The organism is Streptomyces fractus (genome assembly GCF_049844455.1).
In the GTDB taxonomy this organism is placed as follows: domain Bacteria; phylum Actinomycetota; class Actinomycetes; order Streptomycetales; family Streptomycetaceae; genus Streptomyces; species Streptomyces fractus.
In genome coordinates this window covers 7,043,516-7,059,581 of record NZ_JBMYHI010000002.1, presented here as the reverse complement: position 1 = coordinate 7,059,581, position 16,066 = coordinate 7,043,516, and the positions used below count along the sequence as shown (strand labels likewise).

Genomic DNA, 16,066 nt, shown 5'->3' with positions numbered 1-16,066 from the left:
GGGCTCACAGGACTCATGGGGTCACCCCGAGCGTCGGGAAGTCGTGGTCGGTCAGCCAGTGCCGGCCCACGTCGCGCGAGCGCGCCCAGGACGCCTCCACGGCGCTCTGGTCGTCGTCCTGGCCGAGGTCGGCCGGGGTCGGTCCGATGCGGGCGGCGAGCGGCGCGAGCTTGGCGGTGTCGAAGCCGAACACCTCGGCGGCCGACAGGCCCAGCATCCGGCGGGTCTCCGAGACGGGTATGTCGTGGAAGGTCTTGCGCAGCCACGCGCGCGTGTCGGGCCACGTTCCCTCGGGGTGCGGGAAGTCGCTGCCCCACAGGATGTTGTCGACGCCGATCTCGTAGCGCTGGGCGAGTTCGCGGCGCTTGGTGTTGGTGGCGCAGATGAAGACCTGCCGGTCCAGGTACTCGGCCGGGGAGCGCTTCAGTTCGGCGAACGGGGAGAGCTTCTTGCCGCCGTGCGCGCCCAGGTAGAGGCGGTCCATGAACCACAGCAGGTTCGGCAGCCACCAGCAACCGGACTCTGCGACGCCGAACTTCAGCCCCGGATGCCGCTCGAAGACGCCCGACCACAGCAGGAACGCCAGCGGGCGGGACGGCCACCACGTCACTTCGCTCACGTAGATGCCCAGATGGTCGCCGTACTCGTGGCGCGGCGCGGCCCCCGAGTGCGTGACGATCGGCATCCCGCACTCGGCGGCCGCCGCCCACACGGGGTCGTAGCGCCGGGAGTGGTACGGATCCTTGTCGACCCACATGGCGGGGATCATCAGGGCGCCGAGCCCGGACTCCTTGGCGCGGTGCACCTCGGCGACGACCTTGTCGGGGTCGGCCGTGATGGGCAACAGGGCGACGCCGCAGTGCCGTTCGGGGTTCTGCGACACGAACTCGGCGAGCCAGCGGTTGTGGGCCTGCGCGCCCGCCATGCCGAGTTCGGGGTCCTGGTCGCCGGAGAGGCCGAGCCCGACGCCGAAGGGCGCCGCCGTCTGGCTGTCCACGGCGTCGGCGTCGGGGAAGACGACCTCGGCGGCCACCCCGTCGCCGTCGAGCTCCTTGAGGCGCTGTGCGGCGTCCCAGCCGCCGCGCAGGCCCTCTTCGTTGTCCTCGAACCACTTGGCGGCGAACGCGTCGTTGCGGATGCCGAGCCGGGTCGCCTCCTCCCGGCGCTTGTCCCGCTCGCCGAGGAATTCGTCGAAGTCGCGGTGGAAACGGCTGTCCAGGTAGGGCCGGTACTCCTCGGTGGGCAGCCCGGCGTGGCAGTCGGAGGAGATGATCAGATAGGGGTCCTGATTGCTCATCGTGCGTCTCACCTCGGTTCTCAGTCGAGAATGAAGCTCTCCAGGTACGCCGGGTTCGCCCGGTCCAGCATCGACTGCGAGCGGCCCCGGATCTGCCGGTCGCTGTGCTCGCTCTCGGGGAGCAGCCAGAACCGGTCCGCCGCGATGCCCTCCGCGACGAAGTCGGCGACCTCCTCGACGGGCGTGAACTCGACCTCGTGACCGGCCTCCTTCATGGCGGCCTCCCACTTGGCGATGCTGCGGTACGGCGTCTTGCGGGGCCGCTCCTTCGCGAACCGGTCGGGCCGGTTGCGGTGCGACTCCCACAGGCCCGTGCGCAGCATGTGGGGGCCGGGGAACAGCACGGACGCGCCCACGCGCGCGTGCTCCGCCTTCAGGTGCGCGTACAGCGACTCGGTCATGGTCACGACGGCCGCCTTCGTGACGGCGTACACGGACGCCGTCGGCAGCGGTGCGATACCGCCGTCCCCCGAGGACGTGTTGACGATGTGGCCGGGTTCGCCGGCCTCGATCATGCGCGGCACGAAGGCCTGGATGCCGTGGAAGACACCCCACACGTTGACGTTGAACGCCCACTTCCAGTCGTTCGGTTCGTGCTGCCACATGCGGCCCTCGGCCCCCGAGCCGACTCCCGCGTTGTTGCACAGCACATGGCAGGCGCCGAACGTCGCGTACGTGTCCTCGGCGAGGTCCATGACCTGCTCGCGCTCGCCGACGTCGACCACGCGCGCGTGCACGGTGGCCCCGGTGTCGCGCAGTTCGGCGGCGGCCGTCTCCAGGGCGCCCTTCTCGACGTCGGCGAGGACCACCTTCAGGCCGTCCGCCGCGAACCGCCGCGCCATGGCGAGCCCGATCCCGCTCGCGGCGCCCGTGACGACGGCGACCTGTCCCTCACGCAGCTCCATGTCAGGCGCTCCCCTCGGGCGGGCCGTCGTGGATCTGCTGCGGGTCGTCGTAGCGCTGATGGATGTACGGGAGCAGGGCCTCGGCGCTGACCCGCTCGACGACCTTGCCCTTCTGGTCGGTGGTCTTCTCGCCGATGGTGATGTCCACGAGGGACCGCACCGGAAGGTCGGCGACCGGGTCGTACATGGACTCCCGCAGGACGATGTCGCCGGTGATCTGCTCCAGCTTCCTGACCTTCTCGTTGCGCAGGCAGTGCACGAGGACGGGTTCCGCGTCGAAGCCCGAACCGTCCACCCCTGGAAGGAACTTGAAGTAGAAGTCCGTCTTCTGCGAAGGCTCCGGGATGGGCAGGCTGCCGCTGACGGCGCCGCGCACCTCCACGAACGCGATGCCGTGCCGCGCGAGCGCCGCGTGGACGACGAGCCCGTCGCGCTCCACCGTGACCTCGCCGAGCTTCTTCGGTTCGCCGAAGACCTCGCGCCCGCCGATCAGCGCCCGCTCGTGCGTCATCGGCATGACGAGCGGATACCAGCCCTGCACTCCCCCGTGCTCGGCGGCGACGGCCACCGAGCCCGCGCCGAGCGGATAGCCCGGCAGGTCGACCTTGCTGATGTTGGCCCGCACCAGGGGCCGCCCCGTGGGCTTCAGCGGTGGCGGCAGAACCGCGGCCACCGCGTCCGGATCGGATTCCCACACGGCCACCACACCGGTGGACCAGATGTCGGGAAGTTTGCTGCTCGCCGAGCGCGAAGCGGCGATCTCCGCCTCACTGCGCGCTCCGTACCGTACGCGTGCCATGTCGTACCACCCTTCGTACGAGACGTGATGGGGGTCGTTCGGTCGTTCGCGAGGCGCCTGTAACACAGTTACACCGGAGGCGATGAAGGGTAAAGACATGCGCACAGGACAAGGTGCACGGAACAAGGCCGGGGAGGGCGAGAAATGGCGGCACGCGCACCGCTCACCCGCGAAGAGGTCGTCGCCGTCGCCGCCGGTCTCGTCAAGCAGCACGGTCCGCAGGCGCTCACCATGCGCAAGCTCGCGGCCGAACTGGGCACGGCCGTCACGTCGATCTACTGGCACGTCGGCAACCGCGAGTCCCTGCTCGACGCCCTGGTGGAGCGCACCGTCGCCGACCTCGGCGGCTTCAGGCCACGCGGCGCCACGCCGCAGGACCGCGTCCTGTCCGTCGCCCGCACGCTGCGCCGCCGGCTGCGCGCCCACCCGCATCTGATCGCGATGGTCCATGAACGCGGCCTCACCGAGCGGATGTTCCTGCCCGCGCAGCAGGCGCTGGTGCACGAGGTGCACGCCGCGGGCCTGCGCGGGACGCCCGCCGCCGAGGCGGTGCGCGCGGTCCTCTTCCAGGTCGTCGGCCATGTCCTCGTCGAGCGGAACCGGGAGCGGGCCCCGGTGCAGCACCCGCGCGAGGAGGAACTCTGGGGCGCGGGCACGGCGGAGGAGGACCGGGTGCTGGCCCGCGCGCTCGCCGCGCCCGCCGACCCGGAGCGGATCTTCACAACTTCCGTACGCGCCCTGGTGAAGTCGCTCCTGGACCCGCCCACTTGAGCCGCGGCGTGATCCGCGACACGGCTTGTGGGGAAGGCGGCGACGGGAGTGTCAGTCCGGGCCCGTATCCTCTGGGACCATGCTCGAAGACCATCCGACCGCAGCGTCCGCAGCCTCCTGGCCGGCCGCGTATCCGAAGGGATACGCGGTCGTCGACGTGGAGACCACCGGCCTGTCCCGGGACGACCGGATCATCTCCGCCGCCGTCTACCGCCTGGACGCGCGGGGCGATGTCGAGGACCACTGGTACACGCTGGTCAACCCGCAGCGCGATCCAGGACCCGTGTGGATCCACGGCCTGACGACGGACGTGCTGACGGCCGCCCCGCTGTTCTCGGACATCGCCGAGGAGTTCGCCGCGCGCCTCGACGACCGCGTCCTGGTCGCGCACAACGCGGTGTTCGACTGGTCGATGATCGCCCGCGAGTACGCGCGCGCACAGCGCACCGCCCCGGTCCGCCAGCGCCTGTGCACCATCGCGCTCTCCAAGGAGCTGGGCCTGCCGCTGCCCAACCACAAGCTGGAGTCCCTCGCGGCGCACTTCGGCGTCGTACAGGAGCACGCGCACAACGCGCTGGACGACGCGCGCGTGCTCGCCGAGGCGTTCCGCCCGAGCCTGCGCACGGCCGCCGCGGACAACGTGCGGCTGCCGCTGCTCGAATGCCGCCCGCTCACCGAGTGGTCGGACGCGTCGGTGCCGCGCCAGCCCGGGTCCTCCTACCGGGGAGGCGGCGGGGGCACCTGGCGCGCCTCGCGCAAGCGCCCCGCCTGCCCGTACCCGAACCCGGGGCGCTACGAGCCGGACAAGCCGCTCAAGCAGGGCATGCGGGTGGCGTTCTCCGGGGACACGTCGGTCGACCGTGAGCTCCTGGAGGACCGGGCCGTCGACGCGGGCCTCCATGTGGCGACGAGCCTGTCCCGGCTCACCAGCCTCCTCGTGACCAATGACCCGGACTCGTACACCTCGAAGGTCGTCAAGGCGAAGCAGTTCGGGACGCCGGTCATGGACGAGGCGGCGTTCGGACAGCTGTTGCAGGACGTGGCTCCGGCGGACGGCGCGTAGGCCACCGGGCCGGGCAGACGGGTGAACGCGGGGCGACTCGCCCCGCGCCCCCTCGCCCGGCGCCGCTTCGGGCACCCACCCTGTGGCGCATGGCACGTTGTGAGGTCTGCGGAAACGACTACGGCATGTCCTTCGAGGTCCATGCCCAGGGAGCGGTCCACGTCTTCGACTGCTTCAGCTGCGCCATTCACCGCATGGCGCCGATCTGCGAGCACTGCCGGTGCCGCATCATCGGGCAGGGCGTCGAGGTCGACGGGCACTGGTTCTGCGGGGCGCACTGCTCCCGCGCGGAGGGGAAGGTGGGCATCGTCGACAACGTCTGAACCCTTCGGCACACGCCCGCCGCAATCGGGCACACCCCACTGAAAGCACCCCATGCCCGCCGCTGTACGGTCATGGGGTGTACCGCTTCCTGTTGACCCGGCAGTGGGTGATCCTCACCCTGGTCGCCCTCGTTCTCATCCCCACGATGATCCGGCTGGGCATCTGGCAGATGCACCGCTACGAGGAGCGCGACGCCAGGAACCAGCTGGTCACGAACGCCCTCCGTGCGAAGGCCGTGCCCGTGGAGGACCTGGCGTCCCCCGGCCACGTCGTCAACAGCCACGAGCGGTACCGATCGGTGACCGCGAAGGGCCACTACGACACCGCCGACGAGGTCGTGGTGCGCCGCCGGGTCAACGCCGACGAAGAGGTCGGCTATCACATCCTGACCCCGTTCATCCTGAAGGACGGCAGGGTCCTGCTGGTCAACCGCGGCTGGATCCCGGCGAACGGGGCGCAGACCGCCTTCCCGAAGGTCCCCGCCCCGCCGCGCGGCGAGACCACCGTCACCGGCCGACTGATGCCCAACGAGACGACCGCGGCCAGCGGCATCAAGGACCTCAAGGATCTGCCCGCCCGGCAGGTCATGCTGATCAACAGCAAGCAGGAGGCCGAGCGCCTCGGCAGGACGGTGCTCGGCGGCTACGTCGCCCAGACCGCGCCCGAGCCGAAGGGCGGAACGCCCGAACTGGTCGGAGCCCCCGGCAAGGAGGACTCCGCGCTGAACTACGCGTACGCGATCCAGTGGTGGCTGTTCGCCGCCGCGGTTCCCGTGGGCTGGGTGGTGCTGGTGCGGCGCGAGGTTCGGGAGCGGCGTCGTAAGGAAGAGACGTCCACGTCCGAGGCCGAGGAGCCGGCCGCCGTCGGCTGACCGACGGAAAACTCGCATGCAGCACCCCGCCGCTGACGGGGAACCCATGGCGTGTGCGCCCACATATCGAGGATTACGCCCTCATCGGTGACCACCAGACCGCCGCGCTCGTCGGCAGGGACGGGTCGATCGACTGGCTGTGCCTGCCCCGGTTCGACTCCCCCGCCTGTTTCGCCGCGCTGCTCGGCAGCGAGGAGAACGGCCACTGGCGGCTCGCCCCCGAAGGGGCCGAACACTGCACCACGCGCGCGTACCGCCCCGGCTCCCTCGTGCTCGACACCGAGTGGGAGACGCCGGACGGCAGCGTCCGCGTCACCGACTTCATGCCGCAGCGCGACAGGGCCCCGGATGTCGTGCGCATCGTCGAGGGCCTCAGCGGGCGCGTCACCGTGCGCGGCACGCTGCGTCTGCGCTTCGACTACGGCTCCGTCGTGCCGTGGATGCGCCGCGCCGACGGGCACCGGGTCGCCGTCGCGGGCCCGGACTCGGCGTGGCTGCGCAGCGAACCGCACGTCCACACGTGGGGCGAGGACTTCGGCACGCACTCGGAGTTCACGGTCGAGGCCGGCGAGACCGTCGCCTTCGTCCTGACCTGGCACCCCTCCCACGAGAAGCGCCCACCGCTGATCGACCCGCACGAGTCGCTGCGGCACAGCGTGGAGGACTGGCAGGCGTGGGCGGACCGCTGCCGCTACGAAGGCCCGCACCGGGAGGCCGTGCTCCGCTCCCTCCTCACGCTGAAGGCGCTCATCTTCGCGCCGACCGGCGGCATCGTGGCCGCCCCCACCTCCTCGCTCCCCGAGGAGATCGGCGGCGTACGGAACTGGGACTACCGGTACTGCTGGCTGCGCGACTCGACCCTGACGCTCGGCGCGCTGCTCTCGGCCGGCTATCTCGACGAGGCCGAGGCCTGGCGCGACTGGCTGCTGCGGGCCGCCGCGGGCGATCCGGCCGACCTGCAGATCATGTACGGCCTCGCGGGCGAGCGGCGCCTTCCCGAGCAGGAGCTCGACTGGCTGAGCGGCTACCGCGACTCCCGCCCCGTACGCACGGGCAACGACGCCGCCCGTCAGCTCCAGCTGGACGTGTACGGAGAGGTCGTCGACTCCCTCGCGCTCGCCCGCCATGAGGGCCTGAAGGCCGGGGCGCACGCCTGGCGGCTTCAATTGGCCCTGCTCGACTTCCTGGAGAAGACGTGGCGCGAGCCCGACGAAGGGCTGTGGGAGGTGCGCGGGCCGCGCCGGCACTTCGTGCACTCGAAGGTGATGGTGTGGGTCGCCGCCGACCGCACCGTGCGCGCCATGGAGGACGACCCGCGGCTGCCCGGCGACATCGACCGGCTGCGCAAACTGCGCGACGCCGTCCACCGGGAGGTGTGCGAGCGCGGCTACGACGCGGAGCGCAGCACGTTCACCCAGTTCTACGGCTCGTCCGAACTGGACGCGGCGCTGCTGCTCCTGCCGCGCGTCGGCTTCCTGCCGCCGGACGATCCGCGCGTGGTCGGCACGGTCGACGCGGTCCGCGACGAGCTGTCGTACAAGGGTCTCCTGCGCCGCTACACCGCCGACAAGAGCGTCGTGGACGGGCTGCCCGGCGAGGAGGCCACGTTCCTCGTCTGCTCGTTCTGGCTCGCGGACGCCCTGCACATGACGGGCCGCACGAAGGAGGCGCGCGAGCTGTTCGAACGGCTCGTGGCGCTCCGCAACGACGTGGGGCTGCTCGCCGAGGAGTACGACCCCGTGGCGGGCCGGCAGCTCGGCAACTTCCCGCAGGCGTTCAGCCACATCGGCCTCGTGGGCACGGCACTGACCCTCTTCGGCACGCGGACCGAAGGAGAGGGAGGATAGGGCCATGGATCTTGGACTGAACAACCGTGTGTACGTGGTCACCGGTGCGACGCGGGGCCTCGGCAACGCGGCCGCCCGCGAGCTGGTCGCCGACGGCGCGAAGGTCGTCATCAGCGGCCGCGACGAGCAGAAGGCCAAGGAGGCCGCGGCCGCGCTCGGGCCGAACGCGTACGGTGTCGCCGCCGACAACTCCGACCCGGACGTCGCCGCACGCCTCATCGGGGCGGCCCGCGAGCAGTTCGGCTCCTTCGACGGGATTCTCGTCAGCGTCGGCGGCCCGGCGCCCGGCTTCGTCGCCGACAACACGGACGAGCAGTGGACGGCCGCGTTCGAGTCCGTGTTCCTCGGGGCGGTGCGGCTCGCGCGGGCCGCGGCGGAGCAGCTGGACGAGGGCGGGGTCATCGGGTTCGTGCTCTCCGGCTCCGTGCACGAGCCGATCCCCGGCCTCACCATCTCGAACGGGCTGCGTCCCGGGCTCGCCGGTTTCGCCAAGTCCCTCGCGAACGAGCTGGGGCCGCGGGGCATTCGCGTCGTGGGGCTGCTGCCCGCCCGCATCGACACGGACCGGGTGCGCGAGCTGGACGGGATGGCGGCGGACCCCGAGGCGGCGCGGACGGCGCAGGAGTCCCGTATCCCGCTGCGGCGGTACGGGACTCCCGAGGAGTTCGGCCGGGCGGCGGCGTTCTTCCTGTCGCCCGCCGCGTCCTATCTCACCGGTGTGATGCTCCCGGTGGACGGCGGGTTCCGGCACGGATTCTGATCCGCCGGGCCGGGCCCGCTGTGTTCAGCTGACCCGCTCCGCGCGGTGCTTGACCGCCTTCAGGCGGACCTCTGCCGGAAGCTCCGTCAGGCCCGCCGAGTCCCTCGCCTGCCTCAGCGAGTCCTGGCTCAGCAGGCGAACGGCCTCGCCGGGGACCGCGTGCGGCTCCAGGGTGAGGCTCGCGCGGGCCTGCGGGGTGGAGCGGCGGCCGGTCAGCCGCACCCGGGCCCGGTCGACCCCGTCCAGCGACTCCGCGCCGCTCACGAGGACGTTCTCCAGGGCCCGGCCCCGCAGCAGCGCCCCCTCGCCGTCGCCGCTGTCGACCAGCACCTCGGCGAGCCTGCGGCGCCGCAGCTGGGACACCAGCCACCACAGGGCGAGCAGCACGACGACGCCGAGCACGGCGATCACCGTCGGCCAGAACCAGCCCTCGTCGTGCCAGCGCGCCCGGTCGGCATCGCTGACGAGCACGTCGTCCGGGCCGTCGTGGATCCACCACGACGGCGGGTTCACGCCGAGCCCGACGGCGAGCACCGAGCCGCCGCCGAGGACGAGGACGAGCCCGAGCAGCCCGAGCACGATCCGGTTGACGGTTCTGAGCACGCCGCTCACCCCTTCTTCCCCGGCCGTGCGACCCGCACGGACAGGCCCGGCGCCTTGCCGAGCCCCAGCTCCTTGATCCCGTCGCCGAGCGTGGCGTCCAAGTCGGCTCGTACGTCGTCGAGTTCACGGAAGTGCGAGAGCGCCCGCACGTCCACCTTGGAGCGCTTCATACGGACCCGTACAGACTGCACGCCCGACACCTCCATGGCCCGGTCGCGCAGCACCATCGCCGCGGCGTCGCGGTGCAGCACCGCGCGGACGTCGGGGTGGGTGCGGCGCATCGGCAGCAGGGCGCGCAGGCCCGGCGTCGCCGCGAGCAGGATCAGCCACAGGCCGAGCGCTGCCGCGACGCCGGCGCCGACGAGGACGGCGGTGTCGTCGAGGGTCCGTGTGGAGAGCTCGTCCGCGAGCGTCCGCCGCCACTGCATGGATTCGCGCCCCGCCCGCACCGCTGCCACGTCGTAGAGCAGCAGTCCCGCGGCGGCGAGGATCACCAGGGCCACGAGCGCCGCGGGGATCCGCCGACCGGACCAGAAACGGCCGGCCTTCGGTTCGCTCTCCAGCGTCGGACGCTGTTCGTACGCGGCGGCGGACGCCGACTGGTCGAGCTCGCTGCTGCCCCGCTCGACCACCGGGACCGGCTGGGTGGGTTCGCTCATCGGATCCTCCCCCGGTCCGTCCCACGGGTGTGCGCCGAGTGCAGCCGCTCGACCTGGACGGCCACCTCGGGCACTTCCATTCCCGCCAACTCCCTTACCCGCTGGGACACTTGACGACGCACGGCACCGCACTGGCGGCCGATGTCCGTCGGGTACTCCAGCTCAAGGCTGATCCGGACCCGTGCGCTGTCCTGCCGCACGGTGACCGTGGCGCCCGGCGCCGCCCCGTCCTCGGGGATCCGGTCGAGTGCCTCTCGTGCCGCGTGCGCGGCGATCTTCGCGACGACCCGGTCGGCGATCCGGGTCGCGCCGCGCTCGGCCGGCGCGACCTGTGCCGCCATCGGTCACCCCCGCCGATCGCCGCGCGAACGGAAGAACTCGCCGACTTCCAGGTCCCCTTCCAGGAACCGGCCCGCGACGAAGCCGATGGCGCCGAGCGCCGCCACCAGCAGGAAGGCCCCGAAGCCGCCGAAGTATCCGGCGAATCCGAGGGCCATGCCGGCGATCATGCCGACCACGGCCAGATTCATCGTGCGCTCCTCCTGGGGAAGCCCGTAGCTACGCCTTCAGATGTCATTGGAGTCGGGACTCCGGCTCTTCGTCCTCCTCGTCCGGCAGCTTCACGTCGCTGACGGCGATGTTCACCTCGACGACCTCGAGCCCGGTCATGCGCTCGACGGCGACGATCACGTTCTCCCTGACGGCGCGCGCGGTGTCCGCGATCGACACGCCGTACTCGACGACGATCTCCAGATCGAGCGCCGTCTGTACTTCGCCGACCTCGGCCTTCACCCCGCGCGACACGGACTTGGCGCCGCCGGGGACCCGGTCGCGCACCGCGCCGAACGTGCGGGAGAGTCCGCTGCCCATGGCGTGGACGCCCTCGACGTCGCGCGCCGCGAGGCCCGCGATCTTCTCGACGACGCCGTCGGCGATCGTGGTCCGCCCGCGGTTCGCGGCGTCGCCGCCGCCCCGCTTGGTCACATTGGTCTTGGCTGCGGCCGGACCGGGCGTCTCGCCCGGCTTCTGCGCGGTGTCACTCATCGGGCCGTCCCCTCGGTGAGGTGGGATCTCGGTGGGGTGCTGCTTTCTTTTGCCCACATTAGGTCCAGTAACAGGAAGGCGCGCTCGCTATGGGGCAGCCTGGGGCAATGACGGGTGATCGATGGACACAGGCAGTGCGTACGCAGCTGGGGCTCGGCAGACTGCTGCCGCTCGGCGGGCCGCAGGACGGCGCGTGGCTGACGGAACCGGCGGCGGCGGAGGCGCTGCGCCGTGCGGTCCAAGGGGTGCACGGGGTGCGACTCGGCGCGCTGCGGCTCGGTCTCGCGGACCCCGACACGGCGCCCGAGCCCGCGGTGCCGGCCCCGCCGAGCGCGCTGTCGCCGGGGCCGTTGCGACTCACGGCGGACTGCGCGGCGACGGCGGAGGAACCGCTGCCGGTTGCCGCCGATCGGCTGAGGGAGGCGCTCGCGGGGGCGGCGGAGTGGGTCGGCCTGGAGCTGGCGGAGGTCGACCTCCAGGTCACGGCGCTGCTCGATGAGGCCGATCAGGTGGCGGACGCGGATCCCGGCTCCGTCGGGGAGCCGGATCCCCCCGCCCCGAAGCCGTCCGCTCCCACCGGGGACGCTGGCCGCGCCGCCGAGGCCGCGCTCGCGGTGCCGGGCGTGAGCCGGCTGACCGGGGCGCTCGGCGGCCTGGGGCGCGCGATCCACATCGAGGAGCAGTCCGGCGATGCGGCTCTGCCCCGTCCGCACGTGCGGGTGGAGCTCGCGGTGTCCGCTGGCACCCGCCCGATCGAGGTGACCGGGGCCGTTCGGGTGGCCGTGGCGAAGGCCCTCCCGAACAATCCGACCGTCGCGGTCCTGGTCACGGAGCTCACGACGTAACCGGACCCTCGTCCTCGCACGCCGGACGGGCCGGAGCGGCGCGTCAGTCGCCGATGCCTGCCAGGTCTCGCAGCCTGCGGCCCTGGGCCGCCCGCTCCGCGGCGCGCTGGTCGTCGAGAGTACGGTCGCCCGCCCCCTGGAGCAGCGCCTTCGTCTCGATCACGGCGTCGCGGGGCGCGGCGACGAGGGCCGCGACCAGGTCCTTGGTGGCGTCGGCCAACTCCCCTGCCGGTACGGACACGTTGGCCAGGCCGCTGCGTACGGCCTCGTCGGCGTGGACGTAGCGCCCGGTGACACAGATCTCGAGGGCGCGCGCGTATCCGACCAGCGAGACGAGCGGATGCGTGCCCGTCAGGTCCGGCACCAGGCCGAGGCTGGTCTCGCGCATGGAGAACTGCACGTCGTCGGCGACGACGCGCAGATCGCAGGCGAGGGCGAGCTGGAAGCCCGCGCCGATCGCATGGCCCTGGACCGCGGCGACCGACAGGATGTCGCTGCGCCGCAGCCAGGTGAAGCCGTCCTGGTACTCGGCGATCGCCGCGTCGAGGACGTCGTCGTCACCGCGTGCCAGGTCGATGAAGGACGGCTCGCCGTCGAAACCCTCGGGCGTGAACGCCTGACGGTCGAGGCCCGCGGAGAAGGACCTGCCCTCTCCGCGCACCACGACGACCCGCACGGACCCCGGCAGGGCGCGCCCGGCCTCGCCCAACGCCCGCCACAGAGCGGGACTCTGGACGTTGCGCTTGTCCGGGTTGGTCAGGCTGACCGTGGCGATCGCGTCGTCGACGGTGAGCCGGACGCCGTCCTTGTCGAGCAGCGGTGCGGGCAGGTTCATCTGGGCCTCCGGGTCTGCGCAGTCGTGAGCAACGCAAGAGCGTAAGTGACTGCACAGTAACCACCCGGCCGGACAGCGGACCGACCGGGTGGTCAGTTGGAGCCAGTGAGCCGGACGAGCCCAGCGAGGGTCAGGCCGACGTGGCCTTCTTGCCTCGCGTGGCCCCGCCGCGACCCCGCAGCGTGACCCCGGATTCGCTCAGCATCCGGTGGACGAAGCCATACGAGCGACCGGTCTCCTCGGCCAATGCCCGAATACTCGCACCGGAGTCATACTTTTTCTTCAGGTCTGCCGCGAGCTTGTCGCGCGCGGCGCCGGTTACCCGGCTGCCCTTCTTCAGAGTCTCGGCCACCCGTGCCTCCTCGTGGGAAGTGCGCTCTGGATTTCCCATGATCACCCCTTGCGGGCTTCCTGGCCACCCATTCGGCAAGGTCCATGGACCCCCAATTCCGGGTGCGACGGGGATCCACACGAGTGGAATCAAGAATTCCGGCAGGGTTTCGCGGCCCTGAAAAGTGCCTGCCCTGCAGAAGTGGCAGGTCAGCCACGGCCCAGGCGCCGCAAGGGCGCCATGGACGACGCGGCCCCGAATTCCGTGCACGACACACCTGGGTACGAGGCGATCTCACCCAGATGAAGGATCACGGATCGGCCGAATGATCCAGACGGAGTGGATCATTCAATGGATCAGCCGGCGAACGCCGACCGGATCACCGAGTCGATCACCGAGTCGATCACGCGAGGGCGACGAGATCCGCGTACGTCTGGCCCCACAGGTCCTCGATTCCGTCCGGAAGCAGAATGATCCGCTCCGGCTGCAGGGCTTCCACGGCGCCCTCGTCGTGCGTGACGAGGACGACGGCGCCCTTGTAGGTGCGCAGCGCGCCGAGGATCTCCTCGCGGCTGGCCGGGTCGAGGTTGTTCGTGGGCTCGTCGAGGAGCAGCACGTTCGCCGACGACACGACGAGCGTGGCGAGCGCGAGCCGGGTCTTCTCGCCGCCGGAGAGAACCCCGGCCGGCTTGTCGACGTCGTCGCCCGAGAACAGGAACGAGCCGAGCGTCTTGCGCACCTGGACCAGGTCGAGGTCGGGGGCGGCGGAGCGCATGTTCTCCAGGACCGTGCGCTCCGGGTCGAGGGTCTCGTGCTCCTGCGCGTAGTAGCCGAGCTTGAGGCCGTGGCCCTCGATGACCTGGCCCGTGTCGGGCTTCTCGGCGCCGCCGAGGAGCTTGAGCAGGGTCGTCTTGCCCGCGCCGTTGAGGCCGAGGATGACGACGCGCGAGCCCTTGTCGACGGCCAGGTCGACGTCCGTGAAGATCTCCAGGGAGCCGTACGACTTCGACAGGCCCTCGGCCATGAGCGGCGTCTTGCCGCACGGCGAGGGCTCGGGGAAGCGCAGCTTGGCGACCTTGTCGGACTGGCGGACCTCTTCGAGGCCCGCGAGGAGCTTGTCGGCGCGCTTGGCCATGTTCTGCGCGGCGACGGTCTTGGTCGCCTTGGCGCGCATCTTGTCGGCCTGCGCGTTCAGCGTCGCGGCCTTCTTCTCGGCGTTCTGGCGCTCGCGCTTGCGGCGCTTCTCGTCGGCCTCGCGCTGCTGCTGGTAGAGCTTCCAGCCCATGTTGTAGACGTCGATCTGGGAGCGGTTGGCGTCCAGGTAGAAGACCTTGTTGACGACCGTCTCGACCAGTTCGACGTCGTGGGAGATGACGATGAAGCCGCCGCTGTACGTCTTCAGGTAGTCGCGCAGCCAGATGATCGAGTCCGCGTCGAGGTGGTTCGTGGGCTCATCGAGGAGCAGCGTGTCCGCGTCCGAGAAGAGGATGCGGGCCAGCTCGATACGGCGCCGCTGACCACCGGAGAGCGTGTGCAGGGGCTGGCCGAGCACACGGTCGGGGAGGTTCAGGGCGGCGGCGATGGTGGCGGCCTCGGCCTCGGCGGCGTACCCGCCCTTGGTGAGGAACTCCGTCTCCTGGCGCTCGTACTGCCGCAGGGCCTTGGCCTGTGTGGCGCCCGAGCCGTTCGCGATGCGCTGCTCGTTCTCGCGCATCTTGCGGATCAAGGTGTCCAGGCCGCGGGCGGAGAGGATGCGGTCGCGGGCCAGGACGTCGAGGTCGCCGGTGCGCGGGTCCTGCGGGAGGTAGCCGACCTCGCCGGAGCGCGAGATGGTGCCGCCGGCCGGCATGCCCTCGCCCGCCAGGCACTTCGTGAGGGTCGTCTTGCCCGCTCCGTTGCGGCCGACCAGGCCGATGCGGTCGCCCTTGGCGACACGGAAGGTGGCGTTCTCGATGAGGATGCGCGCGCCGGCGCGCAGTTCGATGCCCGATGCGGTGATCAAGGGAGGTACTCCAGGACGGGATTAACGGCTGGTTGACAGGGCGGGGGCCAATCAGCGCCGCTAATGCACCCAGAGAAGGAACGTCATACGAACCAGTTTACCGGTGACGGGCAAGCGGTTTTCCCATGGCTTCGCGTCCCCCGTTCGGCCCTCGGATCCGACCCCGCTGACCAGGGGCGTAACAGGATGAAGGGTCGATGACCGGCGAGAAGGCGGTGCGCATGCAGTTCGACGACGACGCGCGTCTGGACACCTCCGAGGTCCAGGACGTACGCGGCAGCCGCCTTCCCGGCGGGAGGGCGACCATGGGCGGCGGCCTGGTCGGCGTGATCGCGCTCGTCCTCGGGCTGCTCTTCGGCACGGACCAGTTCGGGCTGTCCGCCGAGGACACCGGCGCCCCGGCGGCGACGATGTCCAGCGAGGCGCAGGTCCAGGAGCGGTGCCGCACGGGCGCGGACGCGAACAGCAGGCAGGACTGCCGGACGGTCGCCGTGGTCAACAGCGTGCAGGACTTCTGGGCCGCGGAGTTCGGGCGCAGGAGCGCCACGTACACGCCCGCATCGACGGTGTTCTTCACCAACCAGGTCGCCACCGCGTGCGGCTCGGCGACCTCGTCCGTCGGGCCGTTCTACTGCCCCGGGGACCGGCGGGTCTATCTCGACCTCGGCTTCTTCGACGAGCTGCGGACGAAGTTCGGATCGAGCGGCGGACCCTTCGCGCAGGCGTACGTCGTGGCGCACGAGTACGGGCATCACGTGCAGAACCTGATGGGCACGCTGACGCGCGCCCAGGACGGGCGTACGGGCGAGAACAGCAACGCGGTGCGGGTCGAGCTCCAGGCGGACTGCTACGGAGGCGTGTGGGCGCGGCACGCGACGAGGACGCCCACCGAGTCCACCGGCAGGCCGCTGATCACGAGCCTGACCGACGCGGACATCCGCGACGGCCTGGACGCCGCCGCGGCGGTCGGCGACGACCGGATCCAGGAGCGGTACCAGGGCCGGGTGACGCCCGAGACGTGGACGCACGGATCGGCCCAGCAGCGCCAGCAATGGTTCTACCGGGGTTTCCAGAGCGGCGACATGGCCCAGTGCGACACCTTCCGGTGAG

The 16,066-nt window shown here is 71.3% G+C and carries 19 protein-coding genes; 8 read left to right on the top strand and 11 right to left on the bottom strand.

Annotated features, from left to right (window positions below; genetic code table 11):
• Positions 1–13 precede the first annotated feature (13 nt).
• The 3 genes from ACP4E5_RS33965 to ACP4E5_RS33955 are packed head-to-tail and all read right to left on the bottom strand — an operon-like array spanning position 14 to position 3,001.
• Positions 14–1,297: an amidohydrolase family protein gene (locus ACP4E5_RS33965; RefSeq protein WP_425835463.1), complete on the bottom strand. Its 1,284-nt coding sequence runs from the start codon at positions 1,295–1,297 to the stop codon at positions 14–16.
• A 20-nt stretch (positions 1,298–1,317) separates the two neighbouring features.
• Entirely contained in the window at positions 1,318–2,202 is an 885-nt protein-coding gene (locus ACP4E5_RS33960) for an SDR family NAD(P)-dependent oxidoreductase (RefSeq protein WP_425835461.1), read from the bottom strand.
• A gap of 1 nt (position 2,203) precedes the next feature.
• The gene (locus ACP4E5_RS33955) at positions 2,204–3,001 is read right to left on the bottom strand and encodes an acetoacetate decarboxylase family protein (protein WP_425835459.1); all 798 of its coding nucleotides are present in this window, start codon (positions 2,999–3,001) and stop codon (positions 2,204–2,206) included.
• Positions 3,002–3,145: 144 nt separating this feature from the next.
• Between ACP4E5_RS33955 and ACP4E5_RS33950 the strand changes: the two genes are divergently transcribed.
• The 6 genes from ACP4E5_RS33950 (at position 3,146) to ACP4E5_RS33925 (ending at position 8,637) form a co-directional block, all read left to right on the top strand.
• Positions 3,146–3,772 (top strand): TetR/AcrR family transcriptional regulator, encoded by a 627-nt coding sequence (locus ACP4E5_RS33950; RefSeq protein WP_425835457.1) that lies wholly within the window; start codon positions 3,146–3,148, stop codon positions 3,770–3,772.
• A 79-nt stretch (positions 3,773–3,851) separates the two neighbouring features.
• Entirely contained in the window at positions 3,852–4,835 is a 984-nt protein-coding gene (locus tag ACP4E5_RS33945; RefSeq protein ID WP_425835455.1) for a DEDDh family exonuclease, read from the top strand.
• 89 nt (positions 4,836–4,924) lie between these two features.
• Positions 4,925–5,158 carry a hypothetical protein gene (locus ACP4E5_RS33940; protein WP_266721084.1) on the top strand — a complete coding sequence of 78 codons (234 nt, stop codon included), beginning with the start codon at positions 4,925–4,927 and terminating at the stop codon, positions 5,156–5,158.
• Positions 5,159–5,235: 77 nt separating this feature from the next.
• Positions 5,236–6,030: an SURF1 family cytochrome oxidase biogenesis protein gene (locus ACP4E5_RS33935; protein ID WP_425835453.1), complete on the top strand. Its 795-nt coding sequence runs from the start codon at positions 5,236–5,238 to the stop codon at positions 6,028–6,030.
• Between the two features lie 53 nt (positions 6,031–6,083).
• The gene (locus tag ACP4E5_RS33930; protein WP_425835451.1) at positions 6,084–7,877 is read left to right on the top strand and encodes a glycoside hydrolase family 15 protein; all 1,794 of its coding nucleotides are present in this window, start codon (positions 6,084–6,086) and stop codon (positions 7,875–7,877) included.
• 4 nt (positions 7,878–7,881) lie between these two features.
• A complete protein-coding gene (locus ACP4E5_RS33925; protein WP_425835449.1) occupies positions 7,882–8,637 on the top strand; it encodes an SDR family oxidoreductase in 756 nt (251 codons plus the stop codon).
• 24 nt (positions 8,638–8,661) lie between these two features.
• Here the strand turns inward: ACP4E5_RS33925 and amaP are convergent, their stop codons facing one another.
• Genes amaP through ACP4E5_RS33900 form a run of 5 tightly spaced genes read right to left on the bottom strand, consistent with a single transcriptional unit; the run spans position 8,662 to position 10,943 of the window.
• A complete protein-coding gene (gene amaP / locus ACP4E5_RS33920) occupies positions 8,662–9,249 on the bottom strand; it encodes an alkaline shock response membrane anchor protein AmaP (RefSeq protein ID WP_425835447.1) in 588 nt (195 codons plus the stop codon).
• A complete protein-coding gene (locus tag ACP4E5_RS33915; protein WP_425835445.1) occupies positions 9,246–9,899 on the bottom strand; it encodes a DUF6286 domain-containing protein in 654 nt (217 codons plus the stop codon). Before ACP4E5_RS33915 ends, amaP begins: the two co-directional genes overlap by 4 nt.
• On the bottom strand, positions 9,896–10,240 hold the full coding sequence (locus ACP4E5_RS33910; protein ID WP_266721072.1) for an Asp23/Gls24 family envelope stress response protein: 345 nt from the start codon (positions 10,238–10,240) through the stop codon (positions 9,896–9,898). The genes ACP4E5_RS33915 and ACP4E5_RS33910 overlap by 4 nt, the downstream gene beginning before the upstream one ends.
• A gap of 3 nt (positions 10,241–10,243) precedes the next feature.
• Complete coding sequence (locus tag ACP4E5_RS33905) at positions 10,244–10,429, bottom strand: hypothetical protein (RefSeq protein WP_266721070.1); 186 nt, start codon at positions 10,427–10,429, stop codon at positions 10,244–10,246.
• 43 nt (positions 10,430–10,472) lie between these two features.
• Positions 10,473–10,943 carry an Asp23/Gls24 family envelope stress response protein gene (locus ACP4E5_RS33900; RefSeq protein ID WP_425835442.1) on the bottom strand — a complete coding sequence of 157 codons (471 nt, stop codon included), beginning with the start codon at positions 10,941–10,943 and terminating at the stop codon, positions 10,473–10,475.
• Between the two features lie 107 nt (positions 10,944–11,050).
• Between ACP4E5_RS33900 and ACP4E5_RS33895 the strand changes: the two genes are divergently transcribed.
• On the top strand, positions 11,051–11,788 hold the full coding sequence (locus tag ACP4E5_RS33895; RefSeq protein WP_425835440.1) for a nucleopolyhedrovirus P10 family protein: 738 nt from the start codon (positions 11,051–11,053) through the stop codon (positions 11,786–11,788).
• Between the two features lie 43 nt (positions 11,789–11,831).
• Here ACP4E5_RS33895 and ACP4E5_RS33890 read toward each other — a convergent pair whose 3' ends face one another.
• The 3 genes from ACP4E5_RS33890 to ACP4E5_RS33880 form a co-directional block, all read right to left on the bottom strand.
• Positions 11,832–12,623, bottom strand: a complete 792-nt coding sequence (locus ACP4E5_RS33890; RefSeq protein WP_425835438.1) for an enoyl-CoA hydratase/isomerase family protein — start codon at positions 12,621–12,623, stop codon at positions 11,832–11,834.
• Positions 12,624–12,753: 130 nt separating this feature from the next.
• Positions 12,754–12,975, bottom strand: coding sequence for a helix-turn-helix domain-containing protein (locus tag ACP4E5_RS33885; RefSeq protein WP_009337982.1), 222 nt, complete (start codon positions 12,973–12,975; stop codon positions 12,754–12,756).
• Positions 12,976–13,357: 382 nt separating this feature from the next.
• Positions 13,358–14,956 (bottom strand): ABC-F family ATP-binding cassette domain-containing protein, encoded by a 1,599-nt coding sequence (locus tag ACP4E5_RS33880; protein ID WP_425835435.1) that lies wholly within the window; start codon positions 14,954–14,956, stop codon positions 13,358–13,360.
• 221 nt (positions 14,957–15,177) lie between these two features.
• Here ACP4E5_RS33880 and ypfJ point away from each other — a divergent pair, with 221 nt between their 5' ends.
• A complete protein-coding gene (gene ypfJ, locus ACP4E5_RS33875) occupies positions 15,178–16,065 on the top strand; it encodes a KPN_02809 family neutral zinc metallopeptidase (protein ID WP_425841858.1) in 888 nt (295 codons plus the stop codon).
• Position 16,066 lies beyond the last annotated feature (1 nt).

Coding starts and splice junctions, on each gene's coding strand:
- ACP4E5_RS33965 (WP_425835463.1), bottom strand. CDS start 1,297: ATGAGCAATCAGGACCCCTATCTGATCATCTCCTCCGACTGCCACGCC.
- ACP4E5_RS33960 (WP_425835461.1), bottom strand. CDS start 2,202: ATGGAGCTGCGTGAGGGACAGGTCGCCGTCGTCACGGGCGCCGCGAGC.
- ACP4E5_RS33955 (WP_425835459.1), bottom strand. CDS start 3,001: ATGGCACGCGTACGGTACGGAGCGCGCAGTGAGGCGGAGATCGCCGCT.
- ACP4E5_RS33950 (WP_425835457.1), top strand. CDS start 3,146: ATGGCGGCACGCGCACCGCTCACCCGCGAAGAGGTCGTCGCCGTCGCC.
- ACP4E5_RS33945 (WP_425835455.1), top strand. CDS start 3,852: ATGCTCGAAGACCATCCGACCGCAGCGTCCGCAGCCTCCTGGCCGGCC.
- ACP4E5_RS33940 (WP_266721084.1), top strand. CDS start 4,925: ATGGCACGTTGTGAGGTCTGCGGAAACGACTACGGCATGTCCTTCGAG.
- ACP4E5_RS33925 (WP_425835449.1), top strand. CDS start 7,882: ATGGATCTTGGACTGAACAACCGTGTGTACGTGGTCACCGGTGCGACG.
- ACP4E5_RS33915 (WP_425835445.1), bottom strand. CDS start 9,899: ATGAGCGAACCCACCCAGCCGGTCCCGGTGGTCGAGCGGGGCAGCAGC.
- ACP4E5_RS33910 (WP_266721072.1), bottom strand. CDS start 10,240: ATGGCGGCACAGGTCGCGCCGGCCGAGCGCGGCGCGACCCGGATCGCC.
- ACP4E5_RS33905 (WP_266721070.1), bottom strand. CDS start 10,429: ATGAATCTGGCCGTGGTCGGCATGATCGCCGGCATGGCCCTCGGATTC.
- ACP4E5_RS33900 (WP_425835442.1), bottom strand. CDS start 10,943: ATGAGTGACACCGCGCAGAAGCCGGGCGAGACGCCCGGTCCGGCCGCA.
- ACP4E5_RS33895 (WP_425835440.1), top strand. CDS start 11,051: ATGACGGGTGATCGATGGACACAGGCAGTGCGTACGCAGCTGGGGCTC.
- ACP4E5_RS33890 (WP_425835438.1), bottom strand. CDS start 12,623: ATGAACCTGCCCGCACCGCTGCTCGACAAGGACGGCGTCCGGCTCACC.
- ypfJ (WP_425841858.1), top strand. CDS start 15,178: ATGCAGTTCGACGACGACGCGCGTCTGGACACCTCCGAGGTCCAGGAC.